We start from the raw sequence: 24,789 nt of genomic DNA, 5'->3' as shown, positions 1-24,789 counted from the left end.
AAACCTCAAACCCTTGCTCAGAACCGCTCGGAGTATTGCTTGAGCGGCTTATCGCACAAAAGTATTAACACTATTTAATCAATGCCCCATCGCAGGGCATCAACTAGCGTGTGTCTGGAATAGACGGTTTATCTGATGACCGTCATACGCTTGATACGCGTGTGGGATCTTGCCGCAGTTGCACGCCTTCAAGGACGAAATTGGCCACGAAAGGAGTTGCCCGTGGAAGCAAGGTTTGGTGTCGCCCTCGTTTCGCGTTTTTCCCCACTTTCCCTTGCTGTGCATCTGAGTGTCGCCGGGCTACTGTTCGGTGGGGTCAGTGAGCAGGCGTTCGCCACCTGTTCGGCGGCAGGCTCCACGATTACCTGTTCGGGCGTGCCGACGTTGCCGCTGTTTCTCAATGACTACAGCAGTGCCACCAGCGGACTGACGGTCAACGTCACCAACGGCGCGCAGATGAATGCGACGCTGGGCGGCAAGGTGATCAACTTGACCGGGGCCAACATCAACCTGAACAACTCCGGCACCCTCGACCCGGCCTTGCTGGGCCTGGTCTCGATCCTCAGTGGCGGTGCATTCATCGGCACCGGCGCGACCAGCACGGTGAGCATCGTCAACAACACCACCGGGCTCATTCGCGGTACTGGCATGTTGCTTGGCCTCAACCTGACCAGCATTGACGGGCTGGGGATTGCCGTGAACAACTCGGTGTCGGGTACTACGACCATCACCAACGACGGCACGATTACCTCGACCGGGCTGTCGGTCGGCGGGATCACCCTGGCCGATACCCCGGTGGTCGGGGTGTATGGCGGTTCGCAAGTCAACATGACCAACAGCGCCAGCGGTACGATCAACGGCCGGGTCGCGTTCGAGACGTCGGTGGCGGGCAACACCTTCACCAACGCCGGTAACATCACTGGCGGCGTGTCGATGGGGGCCGGAAGCACCAACACCTTCTACGCGATCACAGGTTCGAGCGTTAACCAAGGTGACGGCGTGCAAACCACCGTCGGCCTCGGTGGCCTGATCGGCATCAACCTGACCTTCGCGCCCACAGGGACGATCGATGGTGGTGCGGCCGGTACCAACACGCTGATCCTGCAAAACCCGATCGGCCTCGGCGGCGGCACCACCGGGACCGGCACCGCGTCCAGCGCGGTCTACGTCAACTTCAACAACCTGACCCTCAACAGCGGCACCTGGACTGTGCAGGGGCCGTTGGTGAGCGGTGCGACCACGCTCAATGGCGGTGTTGCGCAGTTCAACGACAACGCAGCGTTCGGCAGCGGTGTGCTGACGTCCAACGGCGGGATTCTCCAGGCCAGCAACGCCGGATTGGTGCTGGCCAACCAGGTCAACCTGGGCGCTGGCGGCTTGACCCTGCAGGGCATCAACGGCATGACCCTCAACGGGGTGATTTCCGGCACTGGCGGCCTGACCAAGATCGGCAGCGGCCAGATCAACCTCAGCGGTATCAACACCTACACCGGCAATACCGTGCTCAATGGCGGCGTGGTACTGGTGGGTAACAATCAGGCGTTCAGTACAGGCAGCATCACCGTTGGCGGTTCTTCGAGCATCTCGGCGACGGCGCCGATTTCGCTGGCTAACGCGATCACGCTCAACAGCACCCTGACCGCGACCGGCACCGGCGCGCTGACCCTGGGCGGAGTAATCAGCGGCGCCGCCAACCTGACCAAAACCGGCAGCGGCAGCCTGACCCTCAACGGCATCAACACCTACACCGGGATCACCAGCCTCAGCGCCGGCACCTTGCGCGTCGGCAACAACAACGCGTTGGGCACCGGTGTACTCAACACCAGCAACGGCACCAGCCTCGACAGCACCGGCAACGTGACCCTGGCCAACAACGTCGGCATCACCGGTGCGTTGAACGTGCTCGGCAGCAATGCCCTGACCCTGGCCGGCATCGTTTCCGGCACCGGCGCAATCACCAAGAGCGGCAGCGCCAACCTGACCCTGACCGGCAACAACACCAACAGCGGCACCACCGCGCTCAACGGCGGGACCTTGTTCGTCGGCAGCAACACCGCCCTCGGCACGGGCGCGCTGAATGCGGCGAACGGCACAACGCTGGATGCGACCACGGCGGTGACACTGGCAAACGCCGTCGCGCTAGCGGGGGGACTGACCATCGGCGGCACTCAGGCGTTGGGCTTGAGCGGTGTCATCAGTGGCGCCGGCAACCTGATCAAGGGTGGCACCGCGAACCTGACCCTCAGCGGCAACAACACCTTCTCCGGCGGCACGGCGCTGAACAACGGGACGCTGATCGTCGGCTCCAACACCGCGCTCGGCACCGGCGCACTGACCACGGCGGCGGGCACTACCCTCGACGCCAGCACCACCGTGGCACTGAGCAACGCCGTCGCCCTCGGCGGCAACCTGAACATCGCCGGCAACGCCAACCTGACCCTCGGCGGTGTGGTCAGCGGCAGCGGCGCGCTGACCAAGAACGGCGCGGCCAACTTGATTCTCAACGGCGCCAACACCTTCAGTGGTGGCACCACGCTGAACGCCGGCACCCTGACCGTCGGCAACGCCGCCGCACTGGGCAGCGGCGCCCTGACCGTCGCGAATGCCGCGACGCTCGACAGCAACACTTCGGTCATCCTCAACAACAACGTCGCCCTCAACGGCAACCTGGCCATCGGCGGCAGCAACGGCATGATCCTGGGTGGCGTGCTCAGCGGCGCCAGTCAGTTGATCAAGAACGGTACGGCCAACCTGACCCTCAACGGCGCCAACACCTTCACCGGTGGCACCGCGCTCAACGCCGGCAGCCTGACCGTCGGCAACGGCGCGGCACTCGGCACCGGCACGCTGACCGTGGGCGGTGCGGGCGGCTCACTCAACAGCAGCGCCAACGTGACGCTGAACAATGCGATTGCGCTGAACTCCAACCTCACCGCCGGTGGCGCCAATCCGCTGACCCTCGGCGGCGTGATCAGTGGTGGCAGCAACCTGATCAAGACTGGCTCCTCGACCCTGACCCTGACCGGCAACAACACCTACACCGGTTCTACGTCGCTGAACGCCGGGACCCTGATCGTCGGCTCCAATACCGCCCTCGGCACCGGCGTACTCAACGCCGGCAACAACACCACGCTGGACGCCAGCACCGCGACCAGCCTGGCCAACAACGTCAACCTCGGTGGCAACGTGACCATCGGCGGCAGCAATGCGCTGACGCTCGCAGGTGTGGTCTCCGGTGTCGGTGGTCTGACCAAAAGCGGCCCCGCCGATTTGATCCTCAACGGCGCCAACACCTACTTTGGCAACACCGCACTCAACGTCGGCAAGCTGATTGTCGGCAGCAATACCGCGATCGGCAGCGGCGCATTGAACGCAGCGGCCGGCACCACGCTGGATACCAACACTGCCGTCACGCTGGGCAACCAGGTCAACCTCGCCGGGGCCATGAATGTCGGTGGCAGCGCAGACCTGACCCTCACCGGCACCGTCGCCGGTGCCGGCAGCCTGGTGAAAAACGGCGCGGCCAATCTGAACCTCAATGGCACCAACACCTATGTCGGCGGCACCACCCTGAACGCCGGTACGGTGACCGTCGGCAACAGCTCGGCACTCGGCACGGGTGCCTTGACCGTCGGCGGTGCGGCAACGCTCGACAGCAGTTCACCGCTGGCCAGTCTGGCCAACGCGGTCGTCCTCAATGCGGCACTGAGCGTCGGTGGTACTCAGGATCTGACCCTCGGCGGCGTGATCAGTGGCGCCGGTCAGTTGATCAAGAACGGCGCGGCCAACCTGACCGTCAACGGCACCAACACCTTCAGCGGCGGCAGCACCCTCAATGCCGGTACGCTGACACTGGGCTCGGCCGCTGCGTTGGGCAGTGGCGGCTTGACCGTCGGCGGCGCTTCGACGCTGGATACCAGCACCGGCATGAGTGTCGGCAACAACATCACCCTCAACGCCGGTCTGACTCTGGCCGGCAGCAATACCCTGAACCTCAGCGGCGTAATCGATGGTGCCGGCAGCCTGACCAAGGACGGCTTCGGCGACCTGACGCTCAGCGGCAACAACACCTTCACCGGTGCGCTGAACATCGCCGCCGGCAGCCTCACCACCGTGAGCAGCGGCGCGCTCGGCAACACTTCCGGCGCCAACATCAGCGCCGGTGCCAGTCTGTATCTCAACAGCAGCGCCAGCCTCAACGGGCTGAGCGGCAGCGGCAGTGTGCAGATCGCCGGCGGCAACACCCTGACCGTGGGCGGCGTGAACAACACCAGCACCTTCGACGGCGACCTCGGCGGCAGCGGCGCTCTGACCAAAGTCGGTACCGGGACGCTGAACCTCACCGGCAGCAGCGGCATTACCGGCAACACCAACGTCAACGCCGGTACGCTGAATCTCACCGGCGCGCTGTCCAGCACCCAACTCAACATCAACAACGGTGCGACCCTCACGGGTACCGGTTCGGCGCTTGGCTTCATCACCATCAACAGCGGCGGTCATCTGGCGTTGTCCTCGGGCAATACCTTGTCCACCTCGTCGCTGATCCTCACGGCCAACAGCAATGTTGACGCGAGCCTCGCCACGCCATCGACCAGCTCGCTGATGAACATCGGCGGCAACCTGACCCTCGACGGCAATCTCAACGTCACCGACGCCGGCGGTTTCGGCGTTGGTGTCTACCGCTTGTTCAACTACATCGGTGCGCTGACCGACAACGGCCTGACCGTGGCGGGTGTTCCGGTGGGTTATGCCCTCGGCGACATCCTCGTGCAGACCCTGGGTAACCAGGTCAACCTGATCGTGTCGGCACCGAATACCAACCTGCGTTTCTGGGACGGTAGCCAGACCATCCCGAACGGTAATGTGGATGGCGGCACGGGCACATGGACTGCCGGCGGCACCAACTGGACCAATTCCAACGGCACGCTGAACCAGACCTGGGCCGGCGACTTCGCGGTGTTCCAGGGCACGGCGGGCACGGTGTCGGTCAACGGCACGCAACTGTTCACCGGGATGCAATTCCTCACCGATGGCTACAACGTGGTCAACGGCGCGTCGGGTCTGCTGACCGCCGTCAACGGCAGCGGTGGCACTACGGCGATGCGGGTCGATCCGGGCGTGACCGCCACGGTCGGCGTGAACATCGACGGCAGCGGCATCCTCAACAAACTCGACGCCGGCACCCTGGTGCTCAACGGCGCCAACAGCTACACCGGCGGCACGCAACTGGACGGCGGCACATTGGTCGTCGGCAGCAACACCGCCCTGGGCACTGGCGCGCTGATCGCCAATGCTGGGACGCAACTCGACAGCAACACCGCCGTGACCCTGGCCAACGCCGCCACGCTCAACGGCAACCTGACGCTGCTCGGCAGCAATGCCCTGACCCTCAACGGTGTCATTTCCGGCACCGGCGGCTTGATCAAGAACGGTTCGGCCAGTCTGACCCTCGGCGGCAACAACGCCTTCCTCGGACCGGTGGCACTGAACGCGGGCGGTCTGATTCTGGCGTCGAACAGCGCGCTGGGCTCGGCTACCCTGAATGCGGCGAACGGCACCACCCTGGATGCCAGCGGCGCCATCACGGCGGGTAACGCGATCAACCTGGCGGGCAACCTCGGCATCGTCGGCAGCAACGATCTGACACTCAGCGGCGCCATCAACGGCGCCGGCAGCCTGACCAAGAACGGTGCGACGAACCTGATCCTCAGCGGTGCCAACAACTTCCTCGGCGGCATCACCCTCAATGCCGGCACCCTGACCGCCGGCAGCAACGGCGCTCTGGGTCTGGGCAACCTGACCGTGGCCGGTGCCTCGGCGCTGGACAGCAACACCTCGGTGTCGCTGGGCAACAACGTGGTGCTCAACGCCAACCTGACCAACACCGGCAACAGCGATGTTGCCCTCAGCGGCGTGGTCAGCGGCAGCGGCGGACTGATCAAGGACGGCGCGTCCAACCTGACCCTCAATGGCATCAACACCTACAGCGGCGGCACCACGCTGAACACCGGCACCGTGACCCTTGGCACCTCGTCGGGTCTGGGCTCCGGCGCGGTGACTGTGGCGGGCGCGTCGACCCTCGACACCAGTGCGCCACTGGTGCTGGCCAACAACGTCAACGTCAATGCCAACCTGAGCGTGGCCGGCAACAACAACCTGACCCTGGGTGGCGTGATTGCCGGGGCGGGCACCCTGACCAAGAACGGTCTGGCCGACCTGACGCTGTCCGGCAACAACACCTTCAGTGGCACCTTCGACGTGCAATCCGGCAGCCTGACCACGCTGGGCAACTCGGCACTGGGCAACAACGCCGGGGTCAATCTCGGCGCTGCGGCGACCCTCAACCTTGGCGGCTCCGGCAGCCTCGCCAGCCTGACCGGCAGCGGTACCGCACTGATCGGCGGCGGCAACACGCTGAGCATCGGCGCCAATAACAGCAGCAGTATTTTCAGCGGTGTACTCACCGGAACGGGCGAATTGAACAAGCTCGGCACCGGTACGCTGAACCTGACCGGCATCAACAGCCTGACCGGTAACACCACGGTCAACGCCGGCACCTTGAACGTAAACGGCTCGCTGGACAGCGCCAGTGTGCTGGTCAACAGTGGCGGCACCCTGGGTGGCAGCGGTTCGCTCGGCGGGGCGGTGACGGTCGCGGACGGCGGTCATCTGGCCGGCGCCACCGGCAGCACGCTGTCGGTGAATTCGCTGGTGTTCAACGCCAACTCAAACTTCGACGTCGGCCTCGGTGCACCGGTTTCCGGTGGCGGCAACGCGCTGGTCAACGTCGGCGGCAACCTGACCCTCGACGGCACCCTCAACGTCAGCGACATCGGCGGCTTCGGCAGCGGCGTTTACCGGTTGATCAACTACACCGGCGGCCTGACCGACAACGGCATGCTGATCGGCACCGTGCCGGGCAGCGTCACCCCGGGCGACCTGACCCTGCAAACCGCGCTGGCCAACCAGATCAACCTGTTGGTCACCGCACCGGGCGTCACCGTGCAGTTCTGGGACGGCAACCAACTCGTCGCCAACGGTTCGGTCGATGGCGGCAGCGGCACCTGGGGCACCGGCACCACCAACTGGACCGACGTCAACGGCACCACCAATCAGGCCTGGACCAACAACTTCGCGGTGTTCCAGGGCGCGGCCGGCACCGTGACCGTCAACGGCGCGCAAACCATCACCGGCATGCAGTTTGTCAGCGATGGCTACAGCCTGCAGAACGGCACGGCCGGGTCGTTGAACCTGGTCAACGGTTCGCTGGGCAATGCGACTGTGCGCGTCGACCCGAACGTCACCGCGACCGTGGGCGTCGCGCTCAATGGCGCCGGCACACTGGGCAAATACGACACCGGCACCCTGGTGCTCAACGCGGCCAACGGCTACACCGGCGGCACCGCGCTCAACGGCGGCAAGATTGTGGTCGGCAACAACGCAGCCCTCGGCACCGGCGTGTTGACCGCCGCCAACGGCACGGCGCTGGACAGCAACACGGCGGTCAGCCTGGGCAACGCGGTGGTGCTCAACGGCGGACTCACCGTCGCCGGCTCCAACGCATTGGCTCTCGGCGGCGTGGTCAGCGGCAGCGGCAGTCTGATCAAGACCGGCGCATCGAGCCTGACCCTCAACGGCAGCAACACTTACACCGGCGGTACTCAACTGTCTGGCGGTTCGCTGATCCTGGGCAACAACAGCGCGATCAGCAGCGGCGCCCTCAGCGTGCTGGGCAACGGCACCCTCGACAGTACCTCTGCGCTGCAACTGGCCAACGCCATCAACCTGGGTGCGCAACTGACCCTGGCCGGCAACCAGAACACTACGTTGATCGGCGCGATCACCGGCAACGGCAGTCTGGTGAAAAACGGCAGTGGCAACCTCCTGCTCAGCGGGGCCAACACTTACAGCGGTGGCACGACGCTGAACGGCGGCACGACCCGTGGCGACACCAGCAGCCTGCAAGGCGCTATCACCAACAACGCCACGCTGACCTTCGAGCAGAACAGCGACGGCAGTTACACCGGCAATCTGACGGGCGCCGGTACGCTGAACAAAACCGGCACTGGCGCCTTGCTGCTGACTGGCAACAACACCTTCACCGGCAACACCGCGGTGCAGGCCGGCACACTCAACGTCAACGGCGTCCTCAACAGCGCCAACGTCAACGTCGCCAGCGGTGCAAAGATCGGTGGCAGCGGCCAATTCGGCGGGGCTGTACAACTGGCCAGCGGCGCGACGCTGCTGGGTGGTGGCAGCACGACGCCGTTATCCGTCGGTTCGCTGGCGTTGTCTTCGGGGACGAATCTGGACTTCACCCTCGGCTCGGCCGCGAGCTCCACAACCGTGGTCCATGTCGCCGGCAACCTGACCCTCGACGGCACGCTGAACATCAGCAACGCCGGCGGCTTCGGCACCGGGGTCTATCAACTGTTTACCTATGGCGGCAGCTTGACCAACAATGGTCTGGTCTTCGGCAGCCTGCCGGTCCCGGTGGCCAACCTGACCCTGCAAACCGCACTGGCCAATCAGATCAACCTGTTGGTGCAGAATGCGCCGGGTGAGGTGCAGTTCTGGAACGGTGGCAAAACCAATCCGGACGGCACTATCGGTGGTGGCAGCGGTGTGTGGGGGCCAGGCACCAACTGGACCGACGCGACCGGCACCCAGGCGCAAGGCTCCAGTGGACAGTTCGCGGTGTTCGGCGGCCAGGGTGGTACGGTCACCATTCAAGGCAATCAGAACTTCACCGGGCTGCAGTTCCTCGTCAACGGCTACAGCCTGGTGCCGGATGCCGGCGACACGCTGACTCCGGTCAACGGACCTGGCGGCACGCCGGCACCTATCCGCGTGAACGCCGGCGCCAGCGCGCAAATCGATGTGCCGCTGATTGGCACCGGCGGCATCGAGAAACTCGACGCCGGCACGCTGATCCTCACCGCTGCCAACACTTACAGCGGTGGCACCACCGTTAGCGGCGGTACGCTGATCGGCAACACCACCAGCCTGCAAGGCAACATCATCGACAACGCATCGCTGGTGTTCCAGCAAGTCGCCGATGGCAAGTTCAACGGTCGCCTCAGCGGTACCGGCGCGCTGGCCAAACGCGGTGCCGGGACCTTGCTGTTGACCGGCGATCAGCCGTTCAGTGGCACTGTGTCGGTGGATCAAGGCGTGCTGCAAGTCGGCAGCCGTGCGGCGCGGGCGTCACTGGGCGGTCAAGTGACCGTGGCCAATGGTGCAGGTTTGAGCGGTAACGGCAGCGTCGGCTCGGTGGTCAACCACGGTGTGGTGGCTTCGGGTGCCGAGGCCGGCACACTGAGCGTGGCAGGCAACCTGACCAACGCTGCCGACGGTGTACTGGCCCTGACAGTCAGCTCGCCAACGGCTACGCCTCTGGTGGTCGGTGGCACGGCCACTCTGGGCGGTGGCCTGCAAGTGAACAGTCTGGCGCCATTCACCGGCAACACCGTGTATTCGCTGATCACTGCCGGTGGTGGTGTGACCGGTACGTTCAGCGCAGCCGATCTGCCGCAATACGCGTTCCTCGACTCGACACTGGTGTACAGCCCTGATGCGGTGAATCTGGTGGTCAGTCGCAACGGCAACTCGTTCGCCGACATCGCCGCCACCGGCAACCAGAGCAACACCGCCTCGGCGTTGACGCGCAATGGCCCGGCGGGTGCTGCGTTGCAGAATGAAATCATCAACCTCAGCGTGGCCGGTGCACGGCAGGCCTTCGACAACCTGTCCGGGGAGATTCATGCCAGCACCGCCAGCGCGGTTCTCGAGGATTCGCGTTTCGTGCGGGAAGCGGTCAATGACCGCATGCGTCAGCCGACTTGCAGCGCGTCGGATGATCCACGCCGGACCCTGGCACCGAGCGACACCCAACTGAGCAGCAACGGTTGCCACGGTGAAATGGTCGGCTGGGCCCGCGCCATCGGTGCCTGGGGTGACATGGGCGGCGACAGCAACACGGCGAAAGTCGATCGCAGCCTCGGCGGTTTCATGCTCGGCACCGACAAGGCGCTCGACGATCAATGGCGCGCCGGGATGGCGGCGGGTTACACCCGCAGTAACCTCAACGCTCATGATCGCAACTCCGATGCCAAGGTCGACAGCTACCATCTGGCGGGTTACCTGAGTTCGCAGTTCGATGCACTGGCCGTTCGCCTCGGCGCGGCTTACAGCTGGCACAGCATCGAAACCAAACGTGACGTCAGCGTCGGCAGCTACAACGACCGCTTGAAGGCTGACTACGATGCCCGCAGTGCTCAGGTGTTCGGTGAAGTGGGTTATGCCATCAATGCGGCAGGCGTGGCCATCGAACCGTTCGCCGGCCTGGCCTACGTCAACTACGACAGCGATACCGCCAAGGAAAAAGGCGGAGTGGGGCGCCTGAAGGGCGATGCCGATCAGGACATCACCTACTCGACCCTCGGTGTGCGCATCGGCAAGTTGGTGACCCTGGCCAATGGCAGCCAGCTTACGCCACGTGCGGCGATCGGCTGGCGGCATGCCTACGGCGACACCAAGCCTGACGCCGACCTGACCTTCATCGATGGCGGTGCATCGTTCAGCACCCAGGGCGTGCCGATTGCCAAGGACAGTGCGCTGCTCGAAGCCGGCGTGGACTTCCAGGTCACCCCGACCGGCAAGCTCGGCATCGGCTATTCGGGACAAGTGTCCAGCGACAACAACGACAGCGCGATGACCATCAGCTTCAGCCAAAGCTTCTGATCATGGTCGAAGCACTTTAGCCGCCCGAAAGGGCGGTTTTTTTTGTCCGTCGAACCCTCTGCTAAAATTCGCCCCAGTCCCTTCCCGGAGATTGCCCCGATGAGCGAACCCATCCGTCTGACCCAGTACAGCCACGGCGCCGGTTGTGGCTGCAAGATTTCGCCAAAGGTGCTGGAAGTGATCCTCGCCGGCAGCGGGGCGCAGAACCTTGATCCGAAACTGTGGGTCGGTAACGCCTCGCGCGATGACGCGGCGGTCTACGAGATCGATGCCGAGCGCGGCGTGGTGTCGACCACCGACTTCTTTATGCCCATCGTCGATGACCCGTTCGATTTCGGGCGCATCGCGGCGACCAATGCCATCAGCGATATATACGCCATGGGCGGCGATCCGTTGATGGCCATCGCCATTCTCGGCTGGCCGGTAAACGTGCTGGCGCCGGAAGTGGCGCGCGAAGTGATTCGTGGCGGTCGCGCGGTGTGCGATGCGGCGGGAATTCCCTTGGCGGGCGGGCACTCGATCGATGCGCCGGAGCCGATCTTCGGTCTGGCCGTCACCGGGCTGGTGGAAAAACGCTTCATGAAGCGCAACGACACCGCCACCGCAGGATGCCTGCTGTACCTGACCAAACCGCTGGGCATCGGCATCCTGACCACCGCCGAAAAGAAGGGCAAGTTGCGCCACGCGGACATCGGTCTGGCCCGGGACTGGATGTGTACGCTGAACAAACCCGGCAGTCGCTTCGGCAAACTGGCCGGCGTCACCGCCATGACCGACGTCACCGGTTTCGGCCTGCTCGGGCATCTGGTGGAAATGGCCGACGGCAGCCACCTCACCGCACGCATCGTTTATGACCACGTGCCGAGGCTGGACAGCGTCGAGTATTACCTTGAACAGGGCTGCGTTCCGGGTGGCACCTTGCGCAATTTCGACAGCTATTCGGATCGTCTCGGGCGGTTGCAGGAGCTGCACAAACGGCTGCTGTGCGACCCGCAGACCAGCGGCGGATTGCTGGTGGCGGTCACCCCGCAAGGCAATGCCGAATTTCTCGCTGTGGCTGCGGAGCTGGGTCTGAGCCTGGAGCCGATCGGCGAATTGGTCGAACGACAGGCCAGCGCCGTCGAGGTGACTTGATGGACCCCGACTACGGCGATTACCGGGACATATTCCTCAACGACCGACCGCTGATGGATGTTCGCGCGCCGGTCGAGTTTCACAAAGGTGCGTTCCCCAGCGTGGTCAATCTGCCGCTCATGAATGATCTGGAGCGGCAAAAGGTCGGCACTTGTTACAAGCAACATGGCCAACAGGCTGCAATCGAACTGGGCCACCGTTTGGTGTCCGGCGCGGTGAAGGCCGAACGCATCCGGGCCTGGGCCGAGTTCGCCCGGGCGCATCCCGATGGATATATCTATTGTTTTCGCGGTGGCTTGCGCTCGCAGATCACCCGGCAATGGCTCAAGAGCGAGGCCGGGATCGACTGTCCGCGCATCGCTGGCGGCTACAAGGCGCTGCGCAACTTCCTGATCGACACTCTCGAGCAGGCGGTGGCCGAGTGTGATTTCGTGTTGCTGGGTGGCATGACCGGCACCGGCAAGACCGAACTGCTGGTGCAGTTACGCAACGGCCTGGACCTGGAGGGCCATGCCAATCATCGCGGCTCCAGTTTCGGCAAGCGCGCCACGGGGCAACCGTCGAACATCGATTTCGAAAACCGCCTGGCCATCGACCTCCTCAAGAAACGCGATGCCGGTCTCGGTCAGTTCGTGCTTGAAGACGAAAGCCGGGCGGTTGGCAGCTGTGCCTTGCCGCTGCCGTTGTATCAGGGCATGCAGCACTACCCGATGGTCTGGCTGGAGGACAGTTTTGAAGATCGGGTACAGCGCATCTTGCGCGATTACGTGGTGGACCTGTCGGCCGAATTTTCGACGGTGCATGGCGAACAGGGTTTCGCGCTGTTCTCTGAACGCTTGCTCGAGAGCCTGAACAACGTACAGAAACGTCTGGGCGGCGAACGCCACCGCCGGATGCTGTTGTTGATGGAAGACGCGCTGGCAGAGCAGGGGCGCAGCGGCGCGGTGGATTTGCACCGGGGCTGGATCGAAGGCTTGCTGCGCGAATATTACGACCCGATGTATGTGTTTCAGCGCGAGAGGAAGGGCGCGCGGATCGAGTTCGCGGGGGAGCAGAAAGCAGTGCTTGAATATCTGCACGACCGCGTGAGTCAGAAGGTTTGATGCTGTATTCAGCGACCTCTTCGCGGGCAAGCCCGCTCCCACACTGGAAATTCGCCGTACCCATCATTTGAGTTCGGCAGAGGATCAAATGTGGGAGCGGGCTTGTCCGCGAAAGGGGTAGAACAGGCAGCACAAAACTCAAGTCGGGCAAGTGACCTTGCCGTTATCCAGCCCCTGCTTGTAGCTGTGGCTCTGCAGGCTGGCCTTGCCGTTGTGCCAGGTCAGGGTCAGCACGTACAGCGAGTCGTAGTCGCCGGATGCCCAGTCCTCGGTGATGGACTGTTTTTCGCCAACAGCTTTGCCGGCGACCTTGTTGATCAGCTCCGGCAGGTAGCCGTGGGACCACGCGGTGTAGATGGTCGCGTTGTGATATTTGTCGGCGGTCAGCTCCCGGGCCAGGTCGCTGGTGTCGTTGGCCGAGAATTCGATGTTCACCGGCAGGCCGAGCTTGATCGCGGCGGGGCTGATGGTCATCAGCGGGCGGATGTAGCTGTAGGAGTTGTCCAGCTCGCCTTCCTCGACATTGCGCGTCGGATTCGCGGCGAACACGTAGTCGGCCTTGCCGAATTTCTCCGGCAGCAGTGTCGACAGCTCAATGGCGCGGTTCAGGCCCTGGCAATTGAGCTGGCCGAGCCCGCCGGCAGGTTTTTCCCCGTGACGCAGGAAGATCAGGGTCTGGGTGCCGTCCACCGGTTGTGCGCGGCTTTCGCTGGATTCGAGCGACAGGAACAGCGCGCTCACCGCCAACAGAGAGGGCAGGGCCACGTAAGCGCGATGTTTGAAGCGTTTGGCGACTTTCATCAAGTTCGTCATGAGATCAGAATTCTTCAGCGTGTTCGGTTAAGGCTGACAAACCTCTACACCGCGGGCTGTCGGGGCCGGGTGTTTTTCCCTGTCTTGATTGGCTTTCTTGGAGCCCCCACAGGCCTTTTGGTTCGATCCGCTCGCCGGGGCGCACTCTAATGGCATCGCCCAAAGGCTTGAGGGAAGGTTAGCGACAGGATGTTGCGGAATTAAGTAAGCACCGCGTCCACGGCAAAAAGAACCCGAGCCAGAGCGGAAAACGTGGATTATGCTCAGGCCTTTCATTTTGTGACTGGATGCTACACATGACCGATCTGTCCGCGTTCCCGATCACCCAGAAATGGCCGGCGCAGTACCCTGACTGGATTCAGCTCTATTCCCTGCCGACCCCCAACGGCGTCAAGGTCTCGATCATGCTCGAAGAGATCGGTCTGCCTTACGAGCCGCACCGCGTAGGCTTCGACACCAATGACCAGATGTCACCGGCGTTCCTGTCGCTGAACCCAAACAACAAGATCCCGGCGATCCTCGACCCGCACGGCCCTGAAGACAAACCGCTGCCGTTGTTCGAGTCCGGCGCGATCCTGATCTATCTCGCCGACAAGAGCGGCCAGTTGCTGGCCCAGGAAGGCGCACTGCGCTACGAAACCATCCAGTGGCTGATGTTCCAGATGGGCGGCATCGGCCCGATGTTCGGTCAGCTCGGGTTCTTCAACAAATTCGCCGGCAAGGACTACGAAGACAAACGTCCCCGTGACCGCTACGTCGACGAAAGCAAACGCCTGCTCAGCGTCCTGAACACTCGACTGGAAGGGCGGGACTGGATCATGGGCGAGCGCTACACCATTGCCGACATCGCTACTTTTCCGTGGGTGCGCAACCTGATCGGTTTCTACGAGGCCGGTGATCTGGTCGGCATCAAAGACTTCCCGAACGTCACCCGGGTGCTGGAGCGTTTCCTGGCGCGGCCGGCTGTTGTACGCGGCCTGACCATTCCTTCCTGACGCCACACATAACCCTGCGGGAGCGAGCTCGCTCCCGCAGGAATAGTGATGACGCCCGCAGATTATTGCGTCCTTGGTAATGCACTGTTGATTGATCCAGGTTTGTACCCCGTCCCCCGCAAGGCATAAGCTTCGCCCCCTACGACTTTCGTCTCATCTGCCCGTTTTCAGGAAAGGCCCCATGTCCAGTCAGTTCCCCGAAGCACGTCCACGCCGTCTGCGCCGCAATGCGAGCCTGCGCAGCCTGTTCCAGGAAACCGAGTTTTCGCTCAACGATCTGGTGCTGCCGATCTTCGTCGAGGAAGAAATCGACGACTTCGTACCGATCAAGAGCATGCCCGGCGTGATGCGCATCCCCGAGCGCAAACTGGCCAGCGAGATCGAGCGTTACGCCCGGGCCGGGATCAAGTCGGTGATGACATTTGGCGTGTCTCATCATCTCGACGCCAACGGCAGCGACACCTGGCGCGAAAACGGTCTGGTGTCGCGCATGTCGCGGATCGCCAAGGACGCCGTGCCGGAAATGATCGTGATGTCTGACACCTGCTTCTGCGAGTACACCGACCACGGCCATTGCGGCGTGATGCACAACCATGAAGTCGACAACGACCAGACCCTGATCATCCTCGGCAAACAAGCCGTGGCGGCAGCCCGTGCCGGTGCCGATGTGATCGCACCGTCGGCGGCGATGGACGGCCAGGTGCGGGCGATTCGTCGTGCACTGGACGATGCCGGTTTCACGCAGATTCCGATCATGGCCTACTCGACCAAATTCGCCTCGGCGCTCTACGGCCCGTTCCGCGAGGCCGGTGGCAGCGCGTTGAAGGGCGATCGCAAAAGCTATCAGATGAACCCGATGAACCGCCGCGAAGCCCTGCGCGAATCGTTGCTCGACGAGCAGGAAGGCGCCGATGCGCTGATGGTCAAACCGGCGGGCGCGTATCTGGACATCATCCGCGACATCCGCGAAGCCTCGAACCTGCCGCTGTCGGCGTATCAGGTCAGTGGCGAGTACGCGATGATCAAGTTCGGCGCCCAGGCCGGGGCCATCGACGAAGATCGCGTGGTGCGCGAAAGCCTCGGCGCGATCAAGCGCGCGGGTGCGGATCTGATCTTCACCTACTTTGCGATGGACCTGGCATTGGCTGGCATTTGAAGACGTTGCCCGGCCATCGGCAGTGATGGCCGGGCACTGCTTGTACTTTCAACTGATTTTCTTGCTATAGAAAACCCGGTCGACATAGCCATCCGCTTTCTTGTAGTAACGCTTCAGGGTGCCTGCGAGCTCAAACCCGCGAGCGCTGACGATATCGATGCCCTGGCGTTGTGTCGCCAAATGGAAGTAATACAACAGCTCGATACCGATGGCACTGGCGCGTTCTTCGAGTCGTTTCACCAATTCAATACCTTCTTCCAAATGATCAGGCAGTAGCCCGAACCGGATCTCTGCAACATGGCGCTCGATCCAACGGGGCCGACGTTCGATCTCGCCCAGACCGATGATCGCCGACTCATTCAAAATGCACAGGGACACGGCATCCAGCTGTTTTTCCTTTTCTAACAGCGACTCAATCCAGAGAACTTCCTTTTCATGGTTGATCGACCGGACATCCTCGGGCCTTTCCACCCGTTCCGGGTCCTGTTGGACAAGTGTGTTGAAGTAATGCAGCAGATCGTCTGCGTCCGAAGTTCGAGGCTGTCTAAATTGCATGACGGTATTCTTCTTGGTAATAGGCCGAGCAGCAGTTGCAATGGGGATTTCTGGGGATATCATCAACTTGAAATTTGCCGCTCAGCAACAGTGACGAGAATGTCAGTCTGCGATTGATGTACATGTTTGTTTTGTGTCCGAGAAACCATTTGAATACTTCAGCTGCACCCAGGGTTCCGGCGATGGAAGTTGATAAAACATTGACCGGTACGGCGCCAGTATGTTCTTTTCGAGAGTGGTCGGTTGGAAATAAACAAGTGAAGCAGGAACTTTCAAGTTCCGGGATCATAGAGAACACATAACCGTAGGAGAACTGGGCAGAGGCGTGAATCATCGGTTTTTTTGTGCGCAGGCAATATTCATTGATGGTGTTTCTGCCATCGGGTGAGTCGCCACCTTCCACAATGACTTCATATTGATCGAGCAGTCGGTCGACATTGTGTCGTGTTATTTTTTCTTCAAATAACTGGATGTCAATATCCGGGTTGAGGTCGACCAGCGTTTTTTGTGCGGCGACCCCCTTGGCGCTGCCGATGTCCGAAGTGCGATACAGCAACTGACGATTCAAGTTGGATAATTCGACCGTATCGAACTCTACAATCCCGATTTTTCCGATTCCACCGGCAACCAATGCCATCAGCAGTGTTGACTTGACGCCACCGGCGCCGATTACAGCAACAGAACCTTGCGAGACCCTCTGCTGACCGGCCTTCCCCCATTCCGGCATATTTTCCTGTCGATTGTATCGATCATCCTTGAAATCAAATTGCATGGGCATCGGCCTCGAAATGGTTTAGGCAAGAAAGTGAAACAGCCCCCCACGGATTCTGTTTCGAATCCGTGGGGCTGGCGTTCAAGCCAGGAAGATTGCTTGTCGTTCAGCCATCAACCATCGCATGCCCGAAAACTTCTTGCAGTGCAGGCGCCACCACTGACTTCTTCAAGTTCTTCCTGAAAGAGTTCCAGAACGGGATAGTCCTGAAGGGCGGCCTCAAGAGACTCGGCTTCTATTTCCGACTTTCCTATAAGACCTTCTGGTAAACCACGCAGAAAAATTTTCATTGATATCCTATCTAATGAGTTGTTTGAGTTTGTGTTAGTTGAAGATGCCTTTCGATAGCCGCGGTGTCGGGCTGTCTAAGGGGCGTTGACTATAAAAATTGAATTCCTGTAGTGTCAATGCGGGCTTTAGATTGTATTGGTGTGGCGGAAAAGACTTTGGTTATATAGGGGGTGTGGTGGGTGAGTATTGAAAAATTAGATAGGGTGAGGCCTTCTCTTTTTCGCAAGGAAGCGATAGCGTTCGCCTCCGAAAGATTTTATGGGAATTACCTCGATATAAAAATCGATAAGTCTCTCGACGGCCTGGCATTATGTTTGGGTGTATTTATATTCGTCCTGCTTGGAGTGGGAGCAAGTTATATGCATGGACGCAAAGTTGAACCGGTTGCCATGACACAGCGGCTCGGCGATGTTGCTCACCTGTACCCGGCAAAATGACGACACAAGGAAACACCCCGTTGCGCCGGGGTAACAGAAAATTGCCGGTTTTACTGCAGACAGAAGCCAGTGAATGTGGCCTGGCGTGTCTCGCCATGATTGCCCGCTATTGGGGGCGTGCAACTGACCTGATGCTGCTTCGTCAGCGTTTCAGCGTTTCTCTCAAGGGTTCTACCCTCAAAAGCCTGATATCAATGGCGCAACGGCTCGGGTTCCAGTCCCGTCCATTGCGTGTGGAGTTGCCGCAACTTTCGAGTCTGAAGTTGCCGTGTATTTTGCACTGGGACATGAACCATTTCGTAGTGCTTGAAAAAGTGACACGCAACGGATTGCTGATCCACGACCCGGCGAACGGTAAAAGGAATATTTCCTGGTCTCGGGCATCCAGTCATTTCACGGGCGTGGTACTGGAGTTGACTCCCGGGGAACTGTTTGAACGCGTGCCGTCTCAACAACGGATTTCCTGGCAATCCATGCTTGGCAAGGTCGATGGGCTCTACCCCGGACTGGCAAGGTTGCTGTTGATGGGAGGGCTGCTGCAAACCCTTGCATTGGCGCTGCCGTTCTATTTGCAATGGGTCGTGGACGACGTGCTGACCACGGGTGATCACCGGCTGATGACTGTTCTGGGCAGCGGATTCTTGTTGCTGGTACTGCTTCAAACTGGATTGGGGTGGTTGCGATCGTGGATGGCCGCATCGTTGTCCGCCTACTTGGGGTATCAATGGTTGGGCAATGCCTTTGCCCACTTGCTGCGCTTACCGGTTCCCTGGTTCGAGAAGCGGCATCTGGGTGATATCTCTTCGCGATTTCAGGCTATACAGATCATTCAGAAAACACTGACCACGCAACTGATTGAAGGAATCATCGACGGTTTGTTGGTGTTTTCCACGCTGGTCGTCATGTTTTTCTACAGCGCCACGCTGGCATTTGTCAGTCTGTCGGCCGTGGTGCTTTATGCAATGTTGCGTTGGGGTGTTTTTCAAAAGCAGCGTGAAGCCACAGCGATGCATATCGCCTGCGCGGCCAAACAAGGCACGCTGTTTATCGAATCTGCGCGGGGTATTCAAAGCATCAGGCTATTTGGTCGCGAGCAGGAGCGACGGTGCGCCTGGAGTAATGCCCTGGCGGATCAGCTCAATGCCGAGTTACGGATCGCTCGCATAACAATATCGTTCCAGTCAGCCAGCACTCTTATTTTTAATGGGGAACGGATTGTCGTTGTCTGGTTGGCAGCAATGGCCGTGATGGATAACCATTTTTCTGTCGGTATGCTGTTTGCGTTTCTGAGTTACAAGGATCAATTCAGCCAGCGTATTGCGGGGTTGCTGGACAAGTCGTTCGAGTTGCGGATGTTGCGCCTGCACAGTGAACGCGTCGCGGATATCTTGCTAACGACCCCGGAGAAGGACGGGAACGAAGCTGAAATCGACCTTCGGGAGATAGAAGCGGATATTGAGTTACGCAATGTCTCCTTTCGATACGCGGAAGATGAACCCAATGTCATCGACAATTTGAGTTTGCGGATCCCGGCAGGGGAATGCCTTGCGATTGCGGGGGTGTCGGGTTGTGGCAAGACGACTTTGCTCAAGTTGATACTCGGGCTGTTGACACCGACCGAGGGGGAAATTTTTCTGGGCGGGGTAGAGCTGACGCGTCTGGGGTTGAGGAACTATCGCCAGATGACCGGAACGGTGATGCAGGACGATCAACTGTTCACCGGAACGCTTTCGGACAATATCTGCTTTTTCGACGCTCAGCCGGACCCAAGGCGAGTCATCAGGAGCTCGGAACAAGCGGCGGTGCATGATGAAATCATGGCGCTGCCGATGAAATACAACACGCTTGTCGGTGATCTGGGTTCAGGACTGTCAGGCGGCCAGAGACAACGCATACTGCTGGCTCGCGCATTGTACCGATCGCCCCGGTTGCTGGTGCTGGACGAAGCCACCAGTCACCTGGATGTGTGGAACGAGCAACGGGTCAATGCCGCCATCACACAGGAAGCAATGACCCGCATACTGGTTGCCCATCGCCCACAAACCATTGCAATGGCGCAGCGAGTAGTGACGCTTGATCAAGGGCGAATCATCGCGGATCTCATGCAAAGGGTCGATGATTGCTCTGGTCGATAGCGCTCACTGAATGGGCTGCTGCAAATAACATCTGATCCCGTGGGCGCGGAAATACCGTTCGATCACCTTCGGGTCCGCGCTGTTGTCGGCAATCGCCACATAGGTGTCCGGGCGCAGCAGATAAAAGCCGTTGCGCCCCAGTCCCGCCGATTCAAACGCCGGGCGCCAGTCGAACACGTGCAGCGGCAAGTGATGTTCATTGCACCAGGCGATCATCTCGTCGCTGGTGTCGCCATACACATGCACCTGCCAGCATGGATTGCGCAGCGGTTCGTAATTGTCACCCTCGCCATCGTGAGCCCACGGCAAACGGTCGCCGCCGTGGACGTGCCCGGCCACGCCTTCACTCAACGGCATGCCTCGATAGTTGACGGTGATTTGCGACACGGTGCGAAACAGGAATTCGCGGCTGGTCTCAAAAGACGCCATTTTCGGAATCAGGAACGGCGCCAGTCGCGTGCGCAACAGATCGGCCATGCGACCTTCGGCAGTCACAAAACTGAAGACTTTGTCAGTGGTCGACACCAGCCGCCGGGCGAAGGCAATGCGTTCGGTTTCGTAGCTGTCGAGCAGCTTCGCCGTGGCGCCGCCGCCGAGCACCGCCGCGAGTTTCCACGCCAGGTTGATCGCATCGCCGATGCCGGTGTTCATGCCCTGACCGCCGGCGGGGCTGTGCACATGCGCCGCGTCGCCGAGCAGAAAGACCCGGCCCTTGCGAAAGTGATCCGCCACGCGATGGTGCACGCGGTAGGTCGAGAACCAGTTGACGTCCTCGATGTGCACGTTCAAGTGCTCGATGGCGCGGCTGCTGACATCGGAGAATTCCAGGGTTTCGGCGCGATCCGCACGCTCGTCGCGCACCGTGCCGATCAGCCGTGCGCGGCCTTCGCCGGCCAGCGGGAACACCGCGAGAAAATCCGCCTCATCCAGGTCCAGATGCAACTCGCCGTTGAGCGCCGGGCCGCTGGCCTGCACGTCAGCGACGTAGAAAATCTGCTGATAAGTGCCACCGGGAAAACCGGTGTCGAGGGCTTTGCGCACGACCGAGCGGGCGCCGTCACAACCGGCCAGGTAACAGGCCTGGCAGATTTCCTGCTCGCCATCCGGCAGGCGTAAATGGGCGGTTAGGCCATCGCTGTTTTCCGTAAAACTCTCCAGCGTTGTGTTGCGCTCGACAGTCACGTCGTAGTCTTCGAGACGGTCGATCAACAGCCGCTCGTGTTCGTCCTGCGGGAACATTTCCAGAAAGGCATAGGGCGTCAGGCCTTCGCCGATGCGATTGAGCGGCATCTGCGCCACGGGCTTGCCCTTGACCCAGAAGTTCGCCGCCGCGACCCGATGGCCCTTGCGCACCACCGCGTCGGCCAGGTCCAGTTGCCGGTACAACTCAAGGGTGCGCGCCTGCACGGCCAACGCCCGCGACGTGGTGCCCGGCGCGGAGGCCTTGTCGATGATGCGCACGCGCACGCCCAGTTTGCTCAGCCACAGGGCCAGTACCAGTCCGGTGGGGCCTGCGCCGATGATCAGAACGTCACTGCGGTTCATGGTCTGTCCTCCTCGCGTGCCCTTTGCCACTGAGTGTGCAGCAGCAAGTATGGATCAGCAGGCGAGGGCGGCCAGTCGGCCTGCCAAACGGGACGATGGAACAGCGTCGCCGGCTCGCAGTCCTATCCTGCACCCTGCGATTGAGCGTAGGGTTAACCCGGCTCAACGGACTGGATGGAGCGTTATGCACACCCCTCGATTATTCGTCAGCCTCGCCGCGCTGCTGGTGCTGGCCGGTTGCGCCGGTCAGCGCAGTCAGGAACCGGCTCCGCGTTCGCCGGCCGAGGTCAAGGCGCAAATTGTGCGCCTGCTGCCGGCGAAAACCACTGACCGCCAGGGCTGGGCCACGGACATCTACACTGCGTTCGCCGCGCAGGGCATCAGCCCGACCACGCAGAATCTGTGTTCGGTGTTGGCCGTCGCCGAGCAGGAGTCCAACTTTCAGGTCGACCCGCCGGTACCGGGCCTGGGCAAGATCGCTCGCGACGAGATCGACCGCCGCGCCGCCAAGGTCCACATCCCGAGCCTGTTGGTCAGCGGCGCGTTGCAGGTGCGCTCGCCCAACGGCAAGACCTACAGCGAACGCCTGAGCGCGGCCCGCACCGAGAAAGATCTGAGCGGCATTTTTGATGATTTCATCGGCATGGTGCCGATGGGGCGCACTTTGTTTGGTGGCTTCAATCCGGTGCACACTGCGGGGCCGATGCAGGTCAGCATCGAATTCGCCGAACAGCATGCCAAGGGTTATCCGTACCCGGTGAGCGGCACGATTCGCCATGAAGTGTTCACCCGTCGTGGCGGCATGTATTTCGGCATCGCTCATTTGCTGGGGTATCCGGTGAGTTATCGCGAGCCGCTGTACCGCTTTGCCGATTTCAATGCCGGGTGGTACGCCAGTCGCAACGCGGCGTTCCAGAATGCAGTCAGTCGTGCCTCGGGCGTTCCGCTGGCGCTGGATGGCGACCTGATTCGCTACGACTCGATCATGCCGGGTACGACCGAACTGGCGGTGCGCAGGCTCGGCAAGTCACTGGGCATGCGCAATCCACAGATCCGCGATCAACTGGAGAAGGGCAATACGCTGGGATTCGAGGAGACCAAACTGTATCAACGGGTCTTCGAACTGGCGGACAAGGCTGAAGGTAAATCATTGCCCCGGGCGGTGCTGCCGGGGATCGTCCTGCAAAGCCCGAAGATCACCCGCAAACTGACCACCGCGTGGTTCGCCAAACGGGTCGATGAGCGCTATCGGCGCTGCATGGCCAAGGACTGACGAGGAAAAAAAGATGTAAAAAAACCCGGCTGACGGGAGCCGGGTTTTTTCTGGATTACTGCGGTAGAGCCCTTCATTCAGGCAACGCGGCGTTCGATCAGACGATCCGAGCCACCTTCGGCAACGCGGCGTTCCAGCAGACGATCCGAACCACCTTCGGCAACACGGCGTTCCAGCAGGCGATCCGAACCACCTTCAGCGACGCGGCGTTCTTGCAGACGATCCGAACCACCTTCGGCAACACGGCGTTCCAGCAGGCGATCCGAACCACCTTCAGCGACGCGGCGTTCTTGCAGACGATCCGAACCACCTTCGGCAACACGGCGTTCCAGCAGACGATCCGAACCACCTTCAGCGACGCGCTGTTCGATCAGGCGATCCGAACCGCCTTCGGCGATCATGGTGTGGGCCGGTTTGGCGGCAAATGCGTTGAAGGCCAGAACCGAAAGGGCAATGCTGAGGATGACTTGGCGTTTCATGATGGTGTGCTCCGGGGTGTTATTGGTTGGTATGGAGCAGATGTTACGCCCGGGATTTTTTATGAGAACTTCATTGACGTGATTGTGAACATCGACGCCGGTGATGGTTCTTCAGAGCACTTTTACCGCGCGGCCAATCGCCTGAATCGGCCCGGTGGGTTTGCCGATCGGCGAACCATTCGCACCTTCCAGCGTCAGCTCGAACAACTGGTTCGGTTGCAGCGGCGGCAACTTGTCCAGCGGGATCGACAGCGCTTGCCCCGGCTTCACCAGCCCCAGCGACACCGGCCCTTGCCAGCCGTCGGCCTTGGTCCAGAACTCCAGCGCCTTGTCCGCCGGCACCTCGACCACGCCCAGCGGTATCAACTGAATCTCCCGTGGACTGCTGGCCTGGATCACCCAGCCCGGCGCCTTGTCCTGCGGGGCGACCAGTACCACCAGATAACTCGGTTTCGGCGTGGTCTGCGTCAACAGGATCGAACCCAGCAACAAAGTCGCCGCCAGCCCGGCAGCGCTCAACCCGCGCCACAGGGACAGTCGGTTCCACCAGGTTATCTCAGGCGTATCCGGCGCCCTGTGCGCAAGTTGCACGACACTGCGTTCGATGCGTTGCCACAGTTGCGCCGAGGGCTGATGCGATGGGGCGAGGTCGGTCAACTCCAGCAAGCGCCGCTCCCAGGCATCCACCGCCGTTTGCAGCTCGGGATCGTCTGGCAAGCGACGTTGGACCTTGGTACGTTCTTCGGCCGAGAGCGTGCCGAGCACGTATTCGCCGGCCAGTTCATCGCGTTCCTGCGCCGATTCGGTGGTCATCCCATGCACTCCCGCAACGCATTGAGGCTGCGTTTGATCCAGGCTTTGACGGTGCCCAGCGGCGTGTCGAGGCGTTGGGCGATCTGCGCGTGGCTGTAACCGTCGACATAGGCGTGAAGGATGCAGCGGCGGCGTTGCGGTTCCAGTTGATGCAGGCAGCGGTGGATACGCGTCGATTGCGCCAGCGCGTCGAACCCGTCATCACTCGCCAGTGATTCGTTGCTGTCATTCAGCGGGGTTTCCCGGCCGTGATCGCGCAACAGATTCAGCGCCAGATGCCGGGTCACGCTGTACATCCAGCCCCGGGCCGAACCGCGCGCCGGATCAAACCCCGACGCGCCGGCCCAGATCTTGATGAACGCATCATGGACGATGTCCTCCGCCAGCGCCGTATCACGCACCAGACGCCGGGCTACACCGAGCAACCGCGGACCTTCCTGCACATACAATTCGCGCAGGGCCTCGCGCTCGCCGCGAGAACAGGCGGCGAGGCGGGCTTCGTAATCGAATGCGGTAGCGGGCAAGGGCATGTCCTGCAATCTAGC

At 61.4% G+C, this 24,789-nt stretch carries 16 protein-coding genes; 8 read left to right on the top strand and 8 right to left on the bottom strand.

Features of this window, described 5'->3' with window-relative positions; all coding sequences use genetic code 11:
- Window positions 1–222 precede the first annotated feature (222 nt).
- The 3 genes from JJN09_RS09885 (at window position 223) to mnmH (ending at window position 12,980) form a co-directional block, all read left to right on the top strand.
- Complete coding sequence (locus JJN09_RS09885) at window positions 223–10,743, top strand: autotransporter-associated beta strand repeat-containing protein (protein ID WP_249489955.1); 10,521 nt, start codon at window positions 223–225, stop codon at window positions 10,741–10,743.
- Between the two features lie 99 nt (window positions 10,744–10,842).
- Entirely contained in the window at window positions 10,843–11,877 is a 1,035-nt protein-coding gene (selD, locus tag JJN09_RS09880) for a selenide, water dikinase SelD (RefSeq protein ID WP_249489954.1), read from the top strand.
- Window positions 11,877–12,980 (top strand): tRNA 2-selenouridine(34) synthase MnmH, encoded by a 1,104-nt coding sequence (gene mnmH, locus JJN09_RS09875; RefSeq protein ID WP_249489953.1) that lies wholly within the window; start codon window positions 11,877–11,879, stop codon window positions 12,978–12,980. The genes selD and mnmH overlap by 1 nt, the downstream gene beginning before the upstream one ends.
- A 138-nt stretch (window positions 12,981–13,118) precedes the next feature.
- Here mnmH and JJN09_RS09870 read toward each other — a convergent pair whose 3' ends face one another.
- Window positions 13,119–13,793, bottom strand: a complete 675-nt coding sequence (locus JJN09_RS09870) for a histidine phosphatase family protein (protein ID WP_249489952.1) — start codon at window positions 13,791–13,793, stop codon at window positions 13,119–13,121.
- A 296-nt stretch (window positions 13,794–14,089) separates the two neighbouring features.
- On the opposite strand from JJN09_RS09870, the gene JJN09_RS09865 reads away from it, so the two are divergent.
- Window positions 14,090–14,788 (top strand): glutathione binding-like protein, encoded by a 699-nt coding sequence (locus tag JJN09_RS09865; protein ID WP_249489951.1) that lies wholly within the window; start codon window positions 14,090–14,092, stop codon window positions 14,786–14,788.
- A gap of 181 nt (window positions 14,789–14,969) precedes the next feature.
- Window positions 14,970–15,944 (top strand): porphobilinogen synthase, encoded by a 975-nt coding sequence (hemB, locus tag JJN09_RS09860; RefSeq protein WP_249489950.1) that lies wholly within the window; start codon window positions 14,970–14,972, stop codon window positions 15,942–15,944.
- Window positions 15,945–15,992: 48 nt separating this feature from the next.
- On the opposite strand, the gene JJN09_RS09855 is transcribed toward hemB, so the two are convergent.
- From JJN09_RS09855 to JJN09_RS09845, 3 genes are all read right to left on the bottom strand, one after another.
- Complete coding sequence (locus JJN09_RS09855) at window positions 15,993–16,499, bottom strand: GNAT family N-acetyltransferase (RefSeq protein ID WP_249489949.1); 507 nt, start codon at window positions 16,497–16,499, stop codon at window positions 15,993–15,995.
- Complete coding sequence (locus tag JJN09_RS09850) at window positions 16,489–17,271, bottom strand: ThiF family adenylyltransferase (RefSeq protein ID WP_249489948.1); 783 nt, start codon at window positions 17,269–17,271, stop codon at window positions 16,489–16,491. Before JJN09_RS09850 ends, JJN09_RS09855 begins: the two co-directional genes overlap by 11 nt.
- A gap of 113 nt (window positions 17,272–17,384) precedes the next feature.
- Window positions 17,385–17,561, bottom strand: coding sequence for a hypothetical protein (locus JJN09_RS09845; RefSeq protein WP_164872156.1), 177 nt, complete (start codon window positions 17,559–17,561; stop codon window positions 17,385–17,387).
- Window positions 17,562–17,741: 180 nt separating this feature from the next.
- Between JJN09_RS09845 and JJN09_RS09840 the strand changes: the two genes are divergently transcribed.
- Both JJN09_RS09840 and JJN09_RS09835 read left to right on the top strand, forming a co-directional pair.
- Window positions 17,742–17,999 carry a hypothetical protein gene (locus tag JJN09_RS09840; RefSeq protein WP_249489947.1) on the top strand — a complete coding sequence of 86 codons (258 nt, stop codon included), beginning with the start codon at window positions 17,742–17,744 and terminating at the stop codon, window positions 17,997–17,999.
- Window positions 17,996–20,134: a peptidase domain-containing ABC transporter gene (locus JJN09_RS09835; RefSeq protein ID WP_249489946.1), complete on the top strand. Its 2,139-nt coding sequence runs from the start codon at window positions 17,996–17,998 to the stop codon at window positions 20,132–20,134. Before JJN09_RS09840 ends, JJN09_RS09835 begins: the two co-directional genes overlap by 4 nt.
- A 3-nt stretch (window positions 20,135–20,137) precedes the next feature.
- On the opposite strand, the gene JJN09_RS09830 is transcribed toward JJN09_RS09835, so the two are convergent.
- Window positions 20,138–21,679, bottom strand: a complete 1,542-nt coding sequence (locus JJN09_RS09830) for an FAD-dependent oxidoreductase (protein WP_249489945.1) — start codon at window positions 21,677–21,679, stop codon at window positions 20,138–20,140.
- A 184-nt stretch (window positions 21,680–21,863) separates the two neighbouring features.
- Between JJN09_RS09830 and JJN09_RS09825 the strand changes: the two genes are divergently transcribed.
- Entirely contained in the window at window positions 21,864–22,952 is a 1,089-nt protein-coding gene (locus tag JJN09_RS09825) for a DUF1615 domain-containing protein (protein WP_249489944.1), read from the top strand.
- A gap of 77 nt (window positions 22,953–23,029) precedes the next feature.
- On the opposite strand, the gene JJN09_RS09820 is transcribed toward JJN09_RS09825, so the two are convergent.
- The 3 genes from JJN09_RS09820 to JJN09_RS09810 form a co-directional block, all read right to left on the bottom strand.
- A complete protein-coding gene (locus JJN09_RS09820) occupies window positions 23,030–23,431 on the bottom strand; it encodes a hypothetical protein (protein WP_249489943.1) in 402 nt (133 codons plus the stop codon).
- Window positions 23,432–23,542: 111 nt separating this feature from the next.
- Window positions 23,543–24,244, bottom strand: coding sequence for an anti-sigma factor (locus JJN09_RS09815; protein ID WP_249487103.1), 702 nt, complete (start codon window positions 24,242–24,244; stop codon window positions 23,543–23,545).
- Entirely contained in the window at window positions 24,241–24,774 is a 534-nt protein-coding gene (locus JJN09_RS09810) for a sigma-70 family RNA polymerase sigma factor (protein ID WP_249490788.1), read from the bottom strand. Before JJN09_RS09810 ends, JJN09_RS09815 begins: the two co-directional genes overlap by 4 nt.
- Between the last annotated feature and the right edge of the window lie 15 nt (window positions 24,775–24,789).

The organism is Pseudomonas sp. HS6 (genome assembly GCF_023375815.1).
Lineage (GTDB): Bacteria > Pseudomonadota > Gammaproteobacteria > Pseudomonadales > Pseudomonadaceae > Aquipseudomonas.
Note: the sequence above shows the minus strand (reverse complement) of the source record. Positions and strands in the feature narration are given on the sequence as shown.

Bases quoted from the DNA above. Each gene is read 5' to 3' on its own strand.
- selD (WP_249489954.1), top strand. From the start codon at position 10,843: ATGAGCGAACCCATCCGTCTGACCCAGTACAGCCACGGCGCCGGTTGT.
- mnmH (WP_249489953.1), top strand. From the start codon at position 11,877: ATGGACCCCGACTACGGCGATTACCGGGACATATTCCTCAACGACCGA.
- JJN09_RS09870 (WP_249489952.1), bottom strand. From the start codon at position 13,793: ATGACGAACTTGATGAAAGTCGCCAAACGCTTCAAACATCGCGCTTAC.
- JJN09_RS09865 (WP_249489951.1), top strand. From the start codon at position 14,090: ATGACCGATCTGTCCGCGTTCCCGATCACCCAGAAATGGCCGGCGCAG.
- hemB (WP_249489950.1), top strand. From the start codon at position 14,970: ATGTCCAGTCAGTTCCCCGAAGCACGTCCACGCCGTCTGCGCCGCAAT.
- JJN09_RS09855 (WP_249489949.1), bottom strand. From the start codon at position 16,499: ATGCAATTTAGACAGCCTCGAACTTCGGACGCAGACGATCTGCTGCAT.
- JJN09_RS09850 (WP_249489948.1), bottom strand. From the start codon at position 17,271: ATGCAATTTGATTTCAAGGATGATCGATACAATCGACAGGAAAATATG.
- JJN09_RS09845 (WP_164872156.1), bottom strand. From the start codon at position 17,561: ATGAAAATTTTTCTGCGTGGTTTACCAGAAGGTCTTATAGGAAAGTCG.
- JJN09_RS09835 (WP_249489946.1), top strand. From the start codon at position 17,996: ATGACGACACAAGGAAACACCCCGTTGCGCCGGGGTAACAGAAAATTG.
- JJN09_RS09830 (WP_249489945.1), bottom strand. From the start codon at position 21,679: ATGAACCGCAGTGACGTTCTGATCATCGGCGCAGGCCCCACCGGACTG.
- JJN09_RS09825 (WP_249489944.1), top strand. From the start codon at position 21,864: ATGCACACCCCTCGATTATTCGTCAGCCTCGCCGCGCTGCTGGTGCTG.
- JJN09_RS09820 (WP_249489943.1), bottom strand. From the start codon at position 23,431: ATGAAACGCCAAGTCATCCTCAGCATTGCCCTTTCGGTTCTGGCCTTC.
- JJN09_RS09815 (WP_249487103.1), bottom strand. From the start codon at position 24,244: ATGACCACCGAATCGGCGCAGGAACGCGATGAACTGGCCGGCGAATAC.
- JJN09_RS09810 (WP_249490788.1), bottom strand. From the start codon at position 24,774: ATGCCCTTGCCCGCTACCGCATTCGATTACGAAGCCCGCCTCGCCGCC.